Below are 14,454 nucleotides of genomic sequence, written 5' to 3' on the forward strand. Positions count from 1 at the left end.
CTCAGTGGTGGTAGGGGATGTTGCGCAGGATGCACTCGGCGCGGTAAAGCTGCTCGAGCAAAAGGACGCGCGCGAGCTCGTGCGGCCAGGTCATGGCCGAGAGGCTTATGCGGCGCGGGCACGCGGCCAGCACCTCCGGCGCGAGGCCAAAGGGCCCGCCGATGACAAAGACCGGGCGCCGGGCGGCTTCATCACAACGGCGCAACAGGGCCGCGAGCCCGGGCGAATCCAGCGTCTCGCCGCCCTCGTCCAGAGCCACGGGGGCGGCTTCGCGGGAGAGCGCCTCGAGAAGGCGCCGCCCCTCCTGCGCCGAGCGTGCGGCCGGGGCGAGCGCGGCCTCGCCGTCGCGCACTTCGGCCACCTCCACGCGGCGCCAGCGGCCGAGGCGCCGCTGGTAGTGCTCCGCCGCCTCGCGCCAGAACGGCGTTTTCAGCTTGCCCACGCAGAGGAGCCGCAAAAGGTTGCCAGCCATGCCTTCACATCCTCAAAGCCCGTCGCCCGGGGGCGCGCCGCAACTGCGCCGCCTCGGCCTTGAGGAGGCCGCGGCCATGCTCGCCGCCGGGGGCATCGTCATCTTTCCCACCGAGACCTTGTACGCCATCGGCTGCCGCGCCGACAAGGCCCCCGCCTGCACCCGCCTCTGCGCGCTCAAGGGGCGCCCGCACGGCTCGCCCCTGCCCCTGCTGGCCGCGGATGTGGTTCAGGCCGCCACGGCCGTGCGCCTTGATGCCGCGCCGGCGGCCCTGGTCGAGCGCTTCTGGCCCGGCCCCCTGAGCCTGCTTTTGCCGGCCCTGCCGGCGCTGGCGCCCGAGGCCCGCAATGCCGAGGGCCTCGCCGCCCTGCGCGTCACTTCCCACCCGCTTGCGGCCAAACTCGCGGCTCTCGCGGGCGGCGCGCTCACGGCGAGCAGCGCCAATTTCAGCGGCGCCGCGCCCGCGGCGCACGCGGATGAGCTTGACCCGGCGCTCCTGGCGGCGCTCGCCCGGGAGAGCAAGGATACCGGGCTGCTTGCGGCCCGCTTCCCCGAGGAGGAACCGCGCGGCGGCCTGCCCTCCACCCTCGTGCAGCCCCTGTCCGGCGGCCGGGCGCTGCGGCTGCTCAGGGCGGGCTCCGTCAGCGCCGAAGCCCTCAAGACAGCGGGCTTCCGGCTCGAAGCCTGAACTGCCGGCGTGCGGCCCGCGTGCGCTCCGCTTGCGGATGGCGCGCCGCTGGCATACCATTTTCCCCACCTCTTTTCCCACCTTGAGGAGGGCGCCATGAAAAAGACCGTCCTTTGCCCGCATTGCGGCAAGCCCTACAGCAAGTGGTGCAACCCCACGCCCACCACAGATGTGGTCATCTACGAGCCCGGCCGGGGCGTGGTCATTATCCGGCGCGGCAACGAGCCTCTCGGGTACGCGCTGCCAGGCGGCTTCATCGAGGAGGGCGAGCAGGCCGAAGCCGCGGCCGTGCGCGAGATGAAGGAGGAGACGGGCCTTGATGTGGAACTCACCGGCCTGCTCGGCGTCTATTCCAGGCCCCACCGCGACCCGCGCCAGCACACCCTGAGCGTGGTCTTCACCGGGCGCGCCCGCGATGCCGCGGCGCTCCATGCCGGCGACGACGCGGCGGCCGCGGCTTTCTACCCGCTGGACGCGCTCCCCGAGCCCCTGGTGTTCGACCATGCGCGCATCCTGGCAGATTTCGCCGAAGTGCTCGCCGGGCGGCGCCAGGTGGCCACCGTGGAACCGGCGGGAGACCGCTAGCCGTGGGCTATGCGAGCCTTCAGGACTGCGTGCGCGACCTTGAGGCCGCTCGCGACCTTGTGCGCGTGGACGCGCCGGTGGACGCGCACCTCGAGCTCGCGGCCATCCAGCGCCGCGCCTTCCGCGCGCGCGGGCCGGCCCTGCTCTTCACGCGCGTCACCGGCACGGACTTCCCGGTGCTTGTCAACCTCTTCGGCACCAAGAAGCGCCTCCACTTCCTTTTTCGGGACGGACTTTCCGCCACCGAGGCCGTGCTCGCCGGCAAGGCCGACCCCATGGGCCTCTTGCGGCGCCCGGGCAAGAGCCTCGCGGCCCTCGGGGGCCTTGCCCGCATGCTGCCGCGCCGCGTGGGCCGCGAGCGCGCGCCCGTGCTCGCCGAGCGTGGCAGCCTCGGGGAATTGCCCCCGCTCGTCTCCTGGCCCATGGACGGCGGCCCCTTCATCACGCTGCCCCTCGTCTACAGCGATGACCCGGCGCGCCCGGGCGTCAATGCCTCCAATCTCGGCATGTACCGCATCCAGCTTGCCGGCAACGACTATGCGGACGACGAGGTGGGCCTGCATTACCAGATCCACCGGGGCATCGGCGTGCACCACGCGCATGCGCTGGCCGCGGGGCGCCCCCTCGCCGTGCGCATCCATGTGGGCGGCCCGCCGGCGCTCACCGTGGCCGCGGTGATGCCGCTGCCCGAAGGGCTTTCCGAGCTGCGCTTCGCGGGCCTGCTCGGCGCCCGGCGCGTGCGGCTCGCCCCCGGCGGCGACGGCGTGGGCCTGCCCGTGCTCGCCGAGACGGATTTCTGCATCTCCGGCCATGTGCTGCCCGACACGCGCCCCGAGGGCCCCTTCGGCGACCATGTGGGCTATTACAGCCTGCGCCACGACTTCCCGGCCCTGCGCGTCAAGTCGGTCACGCACAGGAAGGACGCCATCTGGCCGTATACCTCGGTGGGGCGGCCGCCGCAGGAGGACACGGTGTTCGGGGATTTCATCCACGAGCTCACGGGCCCCTTGGTGCCGCAGGTGTTCGCCGGCATCCGCGAGGTGCATGCCGTGGACGCGGCCGGCGTGCATCCGCTGCTGCTCGCGCTCGGGAGCGAGCGCTACACCGCCTGGGAGGCGCAGCGGCGCCCGCGCGAACTCCTCACCCAGGCCCTGCACCTGCTCGGCACCACGCAGACCGCGCTCGCCAAGTATGTGCTCATCGCCGCAGCAGAAGACGCCCCGGGCCTTTCCTGCCGCAACGTGCCGGACTTTCTCGCCCACCTGCTNGAGCGCNCGGATTTTCGCCGCGACCTGCACTTCCTCACGCANAGCACCACNGACACCCTCGACTANACGGGNACGGCCCTCAACGAGGGCTCCAAGCTCATCTGGGCGGCNGCCGGNGAGCCGCGCCGCCGCCTGGCGACGGGGGCGGACNGCNNGGGCNCCCTGCCGGANCTNCCNGCNGGCTTCGGCGCNCCGCAGGTGGCCGGCCCGGGCATCCTCGNGCTCCGNGGNCCGCGCCACACGCAAGCGCGCGGNGAGCCCGACCCGGCCATGGANGAGCTCGCCNNGCGCCTCGGCNNCTGGGACAGGCGGGANAACTTCCCGCTCGTGGTGGTGGCCGACGANCCGGCCTTTTGCGCGGCGAGCTTCGAGAACCTGCTCTGGGTCACGTTCACNCGCTCCGACCCGGCCACGGACTGTTATGGCGCCGAGGCGCGCATCAAGGCCNGGCACTGGNCCTGCGAGGCNCCNTTCATCATCGACGCGCGCCTCAAGCCCTTNCACGCGCCGCCCCTGGAGGAAGACCCGGAAGTGGNCGCCCGCGTGGACAGGCTGGCCGCGCCCGGGGGNCCGCTGCACGGNCTNTGGTAGGNGCGNGCGCANCTCCNGANAGAAGGAAAAGGACATGAAGATCGCCATGATCCAGTGTGACAGCGTGCCCGGCGACGTGGCCGGCAACGCCGCCCTGATCCTCAGAGAGGCGCGCANGGCNAGCGGCGCGGCCCTCTGCGTGACGCCNGAGCTCGCGCTCTGCGGGCCGCAGCCCGGGGAATACCTCCACGCGCGGGANTTCGCNCGCGGNGTGCGCCGNGCGCTGGATACNCTNGCGGCCGAGCTCGCCGNCGGGCCGGCCCTTCTGGTGGGNGCGCCCGCGCCCAGCCTGTCGCGNCCCGGGGGCTTNGCCAATGCCGCNGTNCTGCTCCACGGCGGNCGCTTGCAGGTGGTGTCGCGCAAGGTGCGCCCCAACCAGCGGCGCCANGGGCTNCCCGGCGCCGAGGCGCTNCCNTGGGANGACGGCGTTTCCTGCGGCATCCTNTCGCTCACGGGCTGGCGGCTCGGCGTGGTNGTCTGCGAGGACGCGGCCATGCGCGCNGACGCCTTCTGGCGCCAGCCNCCGCCCGGCGCNCCCGACCCGCTGGGCGACCTCACGCGCCGNGGCGTGGACGCCATCATCCACATGACNGCCTCGCCCTANCGGCCCCACGCGCAGGAAGAGGCCGANCGCATGCTTTCGCANGTGGCNGCGCGCGAGCATGTGCACCTCGTTTCCGTCAACCTCGTGGGCGGCGANGGCGCCACCGTCTACAGCGGGCAGAGCGTGGCCTTNGACCCGGCNGGGCGCCTTTTGGCGCGGGCCGCGCGCCTTCGCNCCGGACCTCGTCNTGGTGGANACNGCCGCGGACGCGCGNGAGGAGGCCGGAANCGGNGNCNAAACGGGCGNCGAGCCCGGCGNNCTCCCNGTCAATCCCGTCGCCCCGGCCTGNGCCGGCGAGGAGGAAAGCTGCTGGCGNGCNCTNGTGCTCGGNACGCGCGACTATGTGCNNAAGNGCGGCGCNNNCCGCGTGCTNNTGGGCCTTTCCGGCGGCATGGATTCCGCGCTCGTGGCCTGCGTGGCCGCCGAGGCNCTGGGGCCGGAAAACGTCACCGGCGTGCTCATGCCCTCGCCGCACACGAGCCGCGCCTCNGTGGAGGATGCNGAGGNGCTGGCGCGNAACCTGGGNGTTTCCACGCTNANCGTGCCCATCGCGGGCCTCATGGAGGCCTTTGCCGNNGCGCTCGGCCCNGGGCTTGAGCGCTTCCCGGCNTGGCCNGGNGACGTGACGCTGGAAAACCTCCAGGCCCGCATCCGNGGCACCATCCTCACCTCGCTCGCCAACCGGGCCCGCGCGCTCGTGCTCAATACGGGCAACAAGAGCGANGTGGCCATGGGCTACTGCACGCTNTACGGCGACGCCGTGGGCGCGCTCGCCGTCATCGGCGACCTCACCAAGACNCNGGTCTACGCCCTNGGGCGCTGGCTCAATGCGTGGAAGGGCCNGGAGCTCATCCCCGAGNCCGTGTTCGTGAAGGCGCCCAGCGCGGANCTGAGGCCNGGNCAGAAAGATACGGACTCGCTCCCGCCCTATGACGAGCTNGACCCGCTGCTGGANCGNNTGCTNNCNCCGCCGCTNCCGGCGCAGGACGGCGAAANCGCGNACGGCGCGGCGAAANCGCCCGAAGCCGNGCCNNCGGNCCTNGAGGCGGATGTGCGNCGNCGCCTCTTCGNCTCCGAATTCAAGCGCCGGCAATTGCCGCCCGCGCTCAGGGTGAGCGGCGTGCCCTTCGGGGAGGACGGCTGGNNGGCNCCCACGGCCGGCCGCTACCGCATGCCCTGNCNNNNGGCGGACCAANCANCCNCNCCATCACACGCAAAANNCCCCGCCGTCNNNCAAGAAGCGCTGNCGGCAGGGGCNTCTCACCGGCGCCCGGCTNGGCCGGCNCGCCAAAATCTTTCGAGTAGAGTATACTTGGAACAACCTTCCTTAAATCCGGCTGGAGCGTAGCGACAGACGGGGGCTGGTGCCGGAANAATCCTAAAAAATAAGATTTTTTGCTGCTGGCAAGAAAGACAAAAATTTCCGAAGNGAGTGTACTTAAGTACTCGACCGAGGAAATTTTTTTCTGACGCAGCCAGCAGCAAAAAGGCTGTTTTTGACGGATAATTTCGGCATTAAGAANACAGCANTNCCCTACCACACACGCNGAAGTNTGCCCACACCAAGAACACCGCCTCCCCTACCCCTCGGGCTGGCGCGAGCGGCGCATGGCCACCGAGCCCGTGCGCGCGATCTCCTTGATGCCGAAGCGCTGGAGNAGCCCNAGGATGGCCTCGAGCTTTTCGTGGTCNCCNGTNGCCTCGATGGTCATCTCGGTGTGGCTCACGTCCACCACCTTGCAGCGGAAGATCTCCACNGTGCGCAAGATCTCGCCCCGGGCCTGCCCCTCGGCCTGCACCTTGACGAACATCATCTCGCGCTCCACGGCCTGGAGCTCGGAAAAGTCCACCACCTTGATNACCGAGACGATCTTGTGCAGCTGCTTCATGATCTGCTCGAGGATCATGCTGTCGCCATAGGTGGTGATGGTCATGTGGGAGGTGCCGTCCTCGAGGGCCGGGGCCACGTTGAGCGAGTCGATATTGAAGCCGCGCCCGCTGAAGAGNCCCACCACGCGCGAGAGNACGCCGGGCTCGTTCTCCACAAGGACGGAAAGCACATGCCGCTGCATCGGGATTCTCCTTCGTGCCTGCTGNAGTTNTCGCCNGGACGGTGCCGCGCGCTCCTAGACCAGGAGCATCTCGTCCAGCGCCGCGCCCGCGGGCACGATGGGATAGACATTCTCCTCCCGCTCCACGCGCACNTCCACAAAGGCGGGATTGGGCGTGGAGAGGGCCTTTTCCAGCTCGGGNANNAGNTCNNNNGCGCGCTCGATGCGGTANCCCTCGGCGCCGTAGGCCTCGGCGAGGCGCACGAAGTCGGGCTGCGCCTCCATGTTGGTGGAGCTGTANTTGCCCGCGTAGAAGAGNTCCTGCCACTGGCGNACCATGCCGAGGTGCCGGTTGTTGAGGATGATGACCTTGACCGGCAGCTTGTTGGCCACGGCGGTGGCGAGCTCCTGGATATTCATNTGCAGNGAGCCGTCGCCGGCCACGGCGATGACCATCTTGTCCGGCAGGGCGAGCTGCGCGCCGATGGCCGCGGGGAAGCCGTAGCCCATGGTNCCGAGGCCGCCGCTGGTGAGCAGGGTGCGCGGCTTNGTNAATTCATAATACTGCGCCGCCCACATCTGGTGCTGNCCCACCTCNGTGGCGATGATGGCGTCGCCGCGCGTGAGCTCGCGCAGGGCCTCGATGACNTCCTGCGGCTTGATGGCGCCGTCNGCCGAGGGCTCGTAGGANAGCGGCTTGCTCTTCTTCCACGAGGCCACGTCCTTGAGCCACAGGGCGTGCTGCGTGGCCCAGTCCTTNTCGGCATANNTGCTTTCGCAGATGTCGAGGATGCCGGCGAGCGCCAGCTTGCAGTCGCCCACCACCGGGATGTCCACATCCACGTTCTTGCGGATGGAGGTGGGNTCGATGTCGATATGCACGATGCGCGCCTTGGGCGCGAAGGCCGCGATCTTGCCGGTCACGCGGTCGTCGAAGCGGGCGCCCGCGCAGANGACGAGGTCNGCGTTGTTGATGGCGAGGTTGGCGGCATAGGTGCCNTGCATGCCCACCATGCCGAGGAAGAGCTCGTCCGTGGCCGGGAAGGCNCCNAGCCCCATGAGCGTGGCCGTCACCGGGATGCGCAGCTTGCGCGCNAGGGCCGNGGCCTCCGCCGCGGCGTCGGCCATGACCACGCCGCCCCCGCAGAGCAGCACCGGCCGCTGCGCNTCGGCGATGAGCTCGGCCGCGCGCCNGAGCTGGTTNGCGTTGGGCTTGTAGGTGGGGTTGTAGCTGCGCATGGAGATGTCGTCNGGCCAGAGAAANTCGGCCGTGGCCTGCACGATGTCCTTGGGCAGGTCCANGAGCACCGGNCCNGGGCGNCCGCTGCGCGCGAGGTAGAAGGCCTGGCGGATGGTNCGCGCCAGCTTTTTCACGTCCTTGACGAGGAAGTTGTGCTTGGTGCANGGCCTCGTGATGCCCACGATGTCCACTTCCTGGAAGGCGTCNTTGCCGATGAGCTGGGTGGGCACCTGNCCGGTGATGACCACGAGCGGGATGGAATCCGCATAGGCCGTGGCGATGCCGGTCACGGTGTTGGTGGCGCCGGGNCCNGAGGTCACGAGGCAGCAGCCCACCTTGCCCGAGGCGCGGGCNTAGCCGTCGGCCGCNTGCACGGCGCCCTGCTCGTGCCGNGTCAGGATGTGGCGGATCTCGGGGTGGCGNGGCAGCTCGTCATAAATGTCGATGACCGCGCCGCCGGGATAGCCGAAGAGGATGTCCACGCCCTCGCGTTTCAGGGATTCCAGGAGGATATAGGCGCCGGTGCGTTCCATGCANNTGTCCTTATGGGGCGGATGTNCTGTCGCTCTCNGGCCCGGNGCGTTCCCGCNGGGGCGCGCCATGNNGGCAGGCGGCGCGNGCGCTGNTTGAGACGGGGCNAGCCCCGGCGNCCGCCGGGAGCGCNGNNCCCCGGCAGCGCGGCCGCGGGAGCGCCGGCNCCCGNCCGGGCCGGAAGGGGCTGCCCTTGCGGGCNNCCGCTAGCNGTTNTCTTTTTTCAGGCGGTCGAGCATGTCCATGAGCTGGGTCTTGTTTTCCAGCTTCTGCTTCTTGAGCTGCTTCAGGGTCTGCTCTTCGGTGGGCGTGCGGAAGCTCTTGCCCTCGAGCTTTTCCACCTGCTTTTCATAGAGCACATGNTCGTCCCANAGGGATTTCAGCTCGGGGTCCTTGGGGGCGTACTTTTCCAGAAGGTCGAGTTCATGCTGGTCCATGACGGCTCTCCAGGGTTAGAAGGTGCGGCGCGGGGCGCGCCCGCGAAAAAANCGGGCCGCNGNTCCCTCAGGGCAGGCCCGCGGCATACTGGGCCAGCGAGCGCACCACGATGCGGTTGCAGAGCTCGATGGCCAGCAGCACGATGATCGGCGANAAGTCNAGCCCGCTCGAATAGGTGAAGGGCAGCCACTTGCGGACGCGGTAAAAGACAGGCTCGGTGAGCTGCCNCAGGATNCGNACGATGGGATTGTACGGGTCGGGNCGGACCCACGTGATGAGCGCCGCGATGACGACGATCCAGAAATANAGGTTGAGCAGGGTGCCGAGNACCATGGCCACCGCGCTCAGGGTATTGGCAAGAACGATCATGCGCGCTCCGAAGGCGTTTTCCCGGNCCGGGNTTNCTCNTCAAGGCCCAGCATCCGCGCCAGCGTGGGAAAATCCGGGGCNGTGAGGTCGCCTTCCACAAGGCCCCCGAAGCCCGCGAAGACCATNCCCGCGCCNCGNGCNGCNNNNCGGTCGTNTTCGCTGTCGCCCACAAAGAGCGCCTGGCCGGGCGCGGCGCCCCAGGCGCGGAGGATGAGNTCCGCGCCCTCGGGCGAGGGCTTGGGCCGGGCGCATGACGCCGAGATTACCGGTTCAAAATAGGGAGGAAGGGAAAAAAAGTCCAGAACCCTCTCGATGCCCACGTCCGTGCGGTTGGTGTCGATGGCGAGGCGGCANCCCGCCGCNTGCAGGGCCNCGATGAAGGGCCGNAANCCGGGCATGAGCCGTATCAGGGGCANCACCGTGCGGCCGTAGTCCACCCGGTTCACGGCGTCCANGATNTCGCCGTGCCGCGCCTCGGGCACCATGCGCCNNAGNGCCTCCATGGCCGTGGCCATGAAGGCGTAGCTNTCCTCNTCCGGNCCCATGGCGGGGAGNNCCATCACGGCNAGCACGCNGTTGTAAAAGGCNCGGTTGGCCTCGCGCGAGTCGATCATCACGCCGTCGCAGTCAAAGACCACGCCGGCNAGCCCCTGCGGGAAGATCNCCGGNGCGATGCGGGGAAANNTCATGGGCGCCCCCANGTGATCCAGACGCGAAGCTCCGCCNGCCCCNCGGGCCGCNGNCGNCCGAGCGCNCGCCAGAGCGGCGCCTCNGCNGCCACNACGCGGGCCGCGTCTNCCGGGGCGCAGCCGAGGCGTTCGCCCCATTCNGGNGCNGGGCGGAAGTCGAGNCTGTCGAGCAGTTCCTCGCGCATGGGGCCTTCCACAAANAANACGGCCTCCCCGGAAACGAACACGGCCGCGCTGGCACAGGCCGGGCGCCACGGCGGGACGAGCCCGGGATGGAGCGCAAGCGCCGGCTCCGGGGCGGCATCCTCCCTAGAGGCGGCATCCGCCCCATCTTCGCCGAAGCCCCGCGCGAGACGGCCGAGCCCGCGCGCGCAGCCCGCGGCGAGGGCTGCCAGCTCGGCGAGCCTTTCTTCCTGGAGCCAGAGCCAGAGCAGGAGCTTTTGCGCCTGTTCGGCGGCGATACGGTCAGGCACGGGCGCCGCCTCATGGCGCGGGCTCACATCCTCTTCGGGGCTTTCCGCAAAGGCCGCGAGGTCGGCCATCTCGCCGAGTTCGCGGGCGCGGCGCTCCTCACGCTCCCGGTCGGCGGCGTCCCGGGCGCCTTCAAGGTCGCGCGCGTCCAGCCCGGCAAAGGCCGCGAGCAGGGCTGCGGCCTCGACGCGGCCGAAAGGATAGCCGTCGGGCGCGTGCCAGCCCGCGGGCACTTCCCCGCCGGGCGGCCGGTGCCCTGGCCACAGCCTGAGCGCCCCCGGCGTCTCGGGCATGTCGGCGGCAGCCTGATCCAGCCCTTCCGGGAGCGGCCCGCGCAACAGGGGCAGCCGGATGCAGAGCGGGGCGGTCATGAAAATTTCTCTCCCGGGGAGGGCCATAATGATTCCTTCATAAATTCTGCCGGGAGGAGGACGATACGCGCCCGGGCGCCCGAGCGCAACGGGGAATTTGCCGGGCCCGCCCCACCCCGGCGCCATATTTACGGGCAAGGGATTTTCGCGTACTGTCGGGACCGAACTCCCATCGCCGGAAGGCGCCCCCCGCCGCCGCCAACGCCGGCGCAGCCAAGGAATATCCGATGAAGGACGAAGTCAGCAGCCGCATGAAGCGCGGCCTGGAAAAGGCCCCCCACCGTTCCCTGCTCTACGCGCTGGGCTTGACGCGCGAAGAGATGGACCGCCCCTTCGTGGGCATCGTCAACGCCGCGAGCGAGATCGTGCCCGGGCACCTGCACCTGGGCGCGCTCGCCGATGCCGTCAAGGCCGGTGTGCGCCTCGCGGGCGGTACGCCCTTGGAATTTCCGGCCATCGCGGTCTGCGACGGCATCGCCATGAACCATGAGGGCATGCGTTTTTCGCTGCCCTCGCGCGAATTCATCGCCGATTCCATCGAGATCATGGCCCGCGCCCACGCCTTCGACGCCCTCGTCTTCATCCCCAACTGCGACAAGACCGTGCCCGGCATGCTCATGGCCATGCTGCGCCTCAACCTGCCTTCCATCCTCATTTCCGGCGGCCCCATGCTGCCCGGCAACATGGGCCCCGGCAAGCGCGGCGACCTCATCACCATGTTCGAGGCCGTGGGCAAGGTGCGCACCGGCGAGCTCGACGAGGAACGCCTCGAGGTCATGGCCGAGCGCGCCTGCCCGGGCTGCGGCGCCTGCGCGGGCATGTTCACGGCCAATTCCATGAACTGCCTCGCCGAGACCATCGGCGTGGCTCTGCCCGGCAACGGCACCATCCCGGCGGTGAGCGCGGCGCGCATCCGCCTCGCCAAGACCGCGGGCATGAAGGTCATGGAGCTTTTGCAGAACGACATCCGCCCGCGCGACATCGTGACGCCCGACGCCGTGGCCAATGCCGTTGCGGTGGACATGGCCCTCGGCTGTTCCACTAATACCGTGCTCCATCTCCCGGCCGTCTTCGGCGAGGCCGGGCTCGACATGGGCCTCGAGGTCTTTGACGAGGTGAGCCGCAAGAGCCCCAATCTCTGCAAGCTTTCGCCCGCGGGCAAGCATTTCATGGTGGATCTCGACAATGCCGGCGGCATCCCGGCGGTCATGAGCGAGCTCGACAAGCTCGGCCTCATCCACGAGAACTGCATGACCGTCACCGGCAAGACCGTGGGCGAGAACCTGCGCGAGCGCCATGCCCGCATCCTCGACGAGGAGGTCATCCACACCGTGGACAAGGCCTATTCGCGCGAGGGCGGCATCGCCATCCTGCGCGGCAACCTGGCGCCGCAGGGGGCCGTGGTCAAGCAGTCGGCCGTGGCGCCCGAGATGATGCGCCGCGAGGTCACGGCGCGGGTGTTCGACTCCGAGGAGGACGCCATGCACGCCATCCTCGACGGCAAGATCAAGGCCGGCGACGCCGTGGTCATCCGCTACGAGGGCCCGCGCGGCGGCCCGGGCATGCGCGAGATGCTTTCGCCCACCGCGGCCATCACCGGCATGGGCCTTGGCAAGGATGTGGCCCTGCTCACGGACGGCCGCTTCTCCGGCGGCACCAACGGCGCGGCCATCGGCCACATCTCGCCGGAAGCGGCGGACGGCGGCCCCATCGCGCTGGTGCGCGAAGGCGATGTCATCAGCATCGACATCCCGGGCCGCAAGCTCGAGCTTCTGGTGGACGAGGCGGAGCTTGAGCGCCGCCGCGGGGAGCTCAAACATCCTGAAAAGAAGAGCCCCTACCCGGTGCTCCGGCGCTACGCCAGGCTCGTGAGCTCCGCGGCCACGGGCGGCCGCTACAAGGAAATCTGAGCGCAGGCTGGGCCATGCAGGAGAGCGTGCGCTACCCGGCGCCGGGCTGCATAGTGGAGTATCTGGAGGGCAATGCCGTCCAGATAGCCATGGTGATGGAAGAGGCGGGCGGCAAGCTGCGCCTCTTCCTGCCCAATCGCCGCGAGACGCGGCTCACGTCCGCGCGCGTGCTGCCGTGGCTCGGGCCGCTCCATGAGGGGGTGCCCGGCAAGGACGAGATGGCGCGCCTGCTCGAGGCCCACAAGGCCCGACGCGAGCAGCTGGCAGCCGCCGTGCCCGTGGACGAGCTCTGGGAGCTGGCGCAGGGCGAGGTGGAAGCCGCGCCGGCGCGATGGTTCGCCGAGCTCATGGAGACAGCCCCGGGCCCGGACGAGGTGGCGGCCTACGGCCGCGCGCTCCTCGCCTGCAAGAGCCATTTCCGCTTCCAGCCGCCGGACTTCCAGGTCTATGACGCCGAAACGGTGGAGCGGCGGCTTGCCGAGCAGAAGGCCCGGGAGGAGCGCGAAGCCCTCGTGGCCGGGGGCGCCGCCTTTTTGCGCCTGCTCTGGGAGGTGGCCAGCGGCCGCAAGGCGCTTGCGCCCCAGGGCGGGGGCGCGTACGCCGCCGAGGGCGTGCCGTGGCCCGCGCCGGAAGTGGCCGACCGGCTCAAGGCCCTTTTGCGGGCGCGCATGATCGACCCGGAGACCCAGGAGGACGACGCCTTGTGGCGCCTGCTCGCCAAGGGCCTCCCCGATGTGCCGCACCTGCCGCTCCAGTTGCTCATGGCCTGGGGCGAGCTTCCGCCGCACCATGATTTCTGGCTTGACCGCGCGGGCTATGACGCCGGCGACACCTGGTGGCAGCCCTTCGCCCCAGAGGTGGCGCAGCTCGCGGCCGGCGCGGGCCCGGAGCTCCCCCCCTGCGAGCTCCCCTTTATCAGCATCGACAGCGCCACCACGCGTGACGTGGACGACGCCTTCTATGTGGAGGAAAGACCCGGCGGCTGGGACGTGACCGTGGCCCTCGCCTGCCCTGCGGCCTCGTGGCCCTTCGGCTCCGCGCTCGACAAGTCTGTGCTCCACCGCGCCACGAGCATCTACCTCCCCGAAGGCGACTGCCACATGCTGCCCGAGCGCCTGGGCACGGATGCATGGTCACTCCGGGCCGGGGAGGAACGGCCGGCCTTTTGCGTGCGCGCGGCCGTGGACAATGACGGCACGGTGGGCGAATGCCGGTTCTTCGCGGCCCGGGCGCGCCTTGCGGCGAACCTTGCCTATCCCGACGCCCAGGCCGTGCTTGACGGCGCCGCGGAGGCGGACAATCCGGCCGCCCCGCATGCCGCGCAACTGCGCATGGGCCTCGCCCTGGCCCGCGCCCGGCAGGCCGCGCGCATAGCCGCCGGCGCCGTGGTCATGGAGCGGCCCGAGCCTCAGCTCGCCCTCGAAGGCGAGGGATGGGACACCACGGTGCGCCTTTTTTGCCCAGAGCCCGCGGCGGACGCGCAGCTGCTCGTGCAGGAGCTCATGATCCTCGCAAGTTCGGCCCTCGCCGAGTGGGGCGCCGTCAACCATGTGCCCCTGTTGCACCGCACGCAGGACGTGGCCGTGCCGCGCGAATACGCGGGCATCTGGACAGAGCCCGAAGACATGGCCCGCATCCTGCGCGCGCTCATCCCCTCCACGCTGGAGGTGACGCCACGGCCGCACGCCGCCCTGGCGCTCCCGCGCTACGCGCCCGTGACCTCGCCGCTCAGGCGTTACCCGGATCTGGTCAACGAGGCGCAGGCCCTGCACATGCTCGCCACGGGCACGCCCCGCTGGGACGCGGAAGCCCTGGCATCCCTGCTCGACCAGATCTCGCCCGCTCTCGAAGGAGCCTCGCAGGTGCAGCGCTTCCGCCCGAGATACTGGAAATTGCTCTATTTCCGCCAGCAGGGCGACAAGGTGTGGTGGCCCGGGGTCATCACCGAGGAAAACGAGGCCTTCGCCACCGTAAACCTGCCGGAACAGGGCCTCATCGTGCGCGGGCGGCGCAAGCTCTTTGACGAACGCGCCGCGCCGGGGATGCGCGTGCAGGTGCGCCTCGGCAAGGTGCAGCCGCTCTACAACGAGATCCAGATCCTTGAGGTGGCGCCGGCGGACGGGGACATGCCCGTCGCCTGAGCCGCCAGACCATACGCCCCCCTGAAGGAGGACGC

At 70.2% G+C, this 14,454-nt stretch carries 11 protein-coding genes and 2 pseudogenes; 7 read left to right on the forward strand and 6 right to left on the reverse strand.

Going from position 1 to position 14,454, the window contains the following annotated elements:
• Position 1: 1 nt before the first annotated feature.
• Positions 2–472: a 23S rRNA (pseudouridine(1915)-N(3))-methyltransferase RlmH gene (locus HDR50_RS02965; protein WP_291355784.1), complete on the reverse strand. Its 471-nt coding sequence runs from the start codon at positions 470–472 to the stop codon at positions 2–4.
• Here HDR50_RS02965 and HDR50_RS02970 point away from each other — a divergent pair.
• From HDR50_RS02970 to nadE, 5 genes and pseudogenes are all read left to right on the forward strand, one after another.
• Complete coding sequence (locus HDR50_RS02970) at positions 471–1,160, forward strand: Sua5/YciO/YrdC/YwlC family protein (protein ID WP_291355786.1); 690 nt, start codon at positions 471–473, stop codon at positions 1,158–1,160. The genes HDR50_RS02965 and HDR50_RS02970 overlap by 2 nt on opposite strands.
• A gap of 96 nt (positions 1,161–1,256) precedes the next feature.
• Positions 1,257–1,745 carry an NUDIX hydrolase gene (locus HDR50_RS02975; protein ID WP_291355788.1) on the forward strand — a complete coding sequence of 163 codons (489 nt, stop codon included), beginning with the start codon at positions 1,257–1,259 and terminating at the stop codon, positions 1,743–1,745.
• Between the two features lie 2 nt (positions 1,746–1,747).
• Positions 1,748–3,604, forward strand: a complete 1,857-nt coding sequence (locus HDR50_RS02980) for a UbiD family decarboxylase (protein WP_291355790.1) — start codon at positions 1,748–1,750, stop codon at positions 3,602–3,604.
• A gap of 46 nt (positions 3,605–3,650) precedes the next feature.
• Positions 3,651–4,313, forward strand: a pseudogene (locus HDR50_RS02985) (NAD+ synthase); the annotation flags it as partial.
• A pseudogene (nadE, locus tag HDR50_RS02990) lies at positions 4,267–5,556 on the forward strand (NAD(+) synthase). The pseudogenes HDR50_RS02985 and nadE, both read left to right, overlap by 47 nt.
• 232 nt (positions 5,557–5,788) lie before the next feature.
• Here the strand turns inward: nadE and ilvN are convergent.
• From ilvN to HDR50_RS03015, 5 genes are all read right to left on the reverse strand, one after another.
• Positions 5,789–6,280 (reverse strand): acetolactate synthase small subunit, encoded by a 492-nt coding sequence (ilvN, locus tag HDR50_RS02995; protein ID WP_165078141.1) that lies wholly within the window; start codon positions 6,278–6,280, stop codon positions 5,789–5,791.
• A 54-nt stretch (positions 6,281–6,334) separates the two neighbouring features.
• Complete coding sequence (gene ilvB, locus HDR50_RS03000; RefSeq protein WP_291355793.1) at positions 6,335–8,032, reverse strand: biosynthetic-type acetolactate synthase large subunit; 1,698 nt, start codon at positions 8,030–8,032, stop codon at positions 6,335–6,337.
• A 204-nt stretch (positions 8,033–8,236) separates the two neighbouring features.
• Entirely contained in the window at positions 8,237–8,467 is a 231-nt protein-coding gene (locus HDR50_RS03005; RefSeq protein WP_291355795.1) for a DUF465 domain-containing protein, read from the reverse strand.
• Between the two features lie 67 nt (positions 8,468–8,534).
• The gene (locus HDR50_RS03010) at positions 8,535–8,837 is read right to left on the reverse strand and encodes a YggT family protein (protein WP_291355797.1); all 303 of its coding nucleotides are present in this window, start codon (positions 8,835–8,837) and stop codon (positions 8,535–8,537) included.
• Positions 8,834–9,526: an HAD family hydrolase gene (locus HDR50_RS03015; RefSeq protein WP_291355799.1), complete on the reverse strand. Its 693-nt coding sequence runs from the start codon at positions 9,524–9,526 to the stop codon at positions 8,834–8,836. The genes HDR50_RS03010 and HDR50_RS03015 overlap by 4 nt, the downstream gene beginning before the upstream one ends.
• Positions 9,527–10,595: 1,069 nt before the next feature.
• Between HDR50_RS03015 and ilvD the strand changes: the two genes are divergently transcribed.
• Positions 10,596–12,278 (forward strand): dihydroxy-acid dehydratase, encoded by a 1,683-nt coding sequence (ilvD, locus tag HDR50_RS03020; protein ID WP_291355801.1) that lies wholly within the window; start codon positions 10,596–10,598, stop codon positions 12,276–12,278.
• 14 nt (positions 12,279–12,292) lie between these two features.
• A complete protein-coding gene (locus HDR50_RS03025) occupies positions 12,293–14,419 on the forward strand; it encodes a ribonuclease catalytic domain-containing protein (RefSeq protein WP_291355803.1) in 2,127 nt (708 codons plus the stop codon).
• The last annotated feature ends 35 nt before the right edge of the window (positions 14,420–14,454 follow it).

The organism is Desulfovibrio sp., assembly GCF_014803725.1.
In the GTDB taxonomy this organism is placed as follows: Bacteria; Desulfobacterota; Desulfovibrionia; order Desulfovibrionales; family Desulfovibrionaceae; genus Desulfovibrio.